Source organism: Acidovorax sp. KPB24-07, assembly GCF_057543315.1.
In genome coordinates, this window is the sequence record NZ_BAAJYS010000627.1 from 1 (window position 1) to 1,446 (window position 1,446).

The window sequence follows — 1,446 nt, forward strand, 5'->3', positions numbered from 1 at the left end:
TCGACCAGCTTGCCCTCGTGGTCGTACACGTCCTGCACGGTTTTGACCCAGGCGCGTGCGGATGTCGTCCGACAGCTGGCGGCAGCTTTCGTCGGCCGCGCCGTAGGCGGCGAAGCCTTCCACCGCCATCCACTGCAGCGGCGCCCAGCCGTTGGGGCGGTCCCACTGCTCGCCGCTGGCGGTCTCCGAGGTGGACAGGCCGCCCCGCCACCAGCAGGCGCCGGCGCACGGTGGCGGCCAGCGCATGGGCCTGCTCGGGCGTGGCCGTGCCGGTGAAGAGCGGCACCACGGTGGCGGCATTGAGCGAGGGGCGTGGCGTGCCGGCCTGCCAGTCGTGGTCGAGGAAGGCGCCGGCCTCGGCGTTCCACAGCACGCGGGACATGGCCTCGGCGCGCTGGCGGGCCCGGTGGTCGAACGCGTCGGCCGTGGCCGTGTCGCCCACGCTGCGGCTCAGGCGGGCGATGGTGGTCTCGGCCTTGTGCAGCAGCGCGTTCAGGTCCACCGGAAGGATGCGCGTGGTGCCGATGGTGGACAGGGTCTGCGTGCGGCAGGTGCCGCAGGCGCCATCGTCCAGCCAGCGCGCACTGAAGTCCCAGCCCGACTCGGCGGCGGCGCGCAGGTCGCGGTACACCTCGTTTGCGGGGCGCTGGCATTGGGCGGCGGTCTCCACATCCTCGCGCCACGATTCCTCGCGCGGCGTGTCGCGGTCGTCCCAGTAGCGGTTGAGCACGGCGCCGTCCGGCAGCGCCACCACGCGGCGGTGGGCGCTGCCCGGGGCCAGGGTGTCGGCACCCTCCATCCAGAACTCGTATTCGCGCCGCATCTGCGGCAGGTACTGCGCGGCGCCGTGCCCCGCGCACGATTCGCACAGCTCGGCCATCAACGAGAACACCGGCGGCTGCGAGCGGCTCAGGTAGTAGGTGCGGGTGCCGTTGGGCACGTGGCCGTAGGTGTCGATGAGGTAGGCGAAGTTGTCCGTCATCGTGTGCAGCAGGTGCCGCCGGCCGCTGCGCACCAGGCCCAGCATGGTGAAGTACGAATCCCAGTAATACATCTCCACGAACCGGCCGCCCGGCACCACGTAGGCGTGCGGCAGTGCCAGCAGCGAGCCGCGCGGGGGGGTGGTGGGCCGGGTGGCGGGTGAGCTCGTCCCACAGCGCATCGATGTGCGCCGCCATGGTCAGCCCGGGTTCGACCGTGGGGCCGTCGCAGGCGCGGGTCTGGGGCTTGAAATGCCGGTGCACGAAGGCATGCAGGTCGAAGCCCGGCGCCTGGCACTGCGCGCGGTAGGTCGCGAGGATGGTCTCGGGCGGCTGGCGCGGGGCGCAGTCCACGAAGGTCTTGGAGTCTTCGAAGATGCGCTGGCGCTGCACTTCGATGAAAAGCTCTTCGTAGCGGTCCGCGGGCGTGTGGGTGTCGGCCGGCGGCGCCAGCGCGGCCGCGGCG

General features: G+C 72.1%; 2 protein-coding genes and 1 pseudogene. 1 reads left to right on the forward strand and 2 read right to left on the reverse strand.

From position 1 onward, the window contains the following. Positions 1-300: trehalase family glycosidase (locus AC27IQ_RS24515; protein ID WP_487091139.1), on the reverse strand; the 300-nt coding region annotated here is incomplete at its 3' end. Next, positions 275-1,162, reverse strand: a pseudogene (locus AC27IQ_RS24520) (trehalase family glycosidase); the annotation flags it as partial. The gene AC27IQ_RS24515 and the pseudogene AC27IQ_RS24520, both read right to left, overlap by 26 nt. Positions 1,163-1,232: 70 nt before the next feature. Between AC27IQ_RS24520 and AC27IQ_RS24525 the strand changes: the two are divergent. Continuing rightward, on the forward strand, positions 1,233-1,446 hold a 214-nt coding region (locus tag AC27IQ_RS24525), incomplete at its 3' end, for a hypothetical protein (protein WP_487091137.1).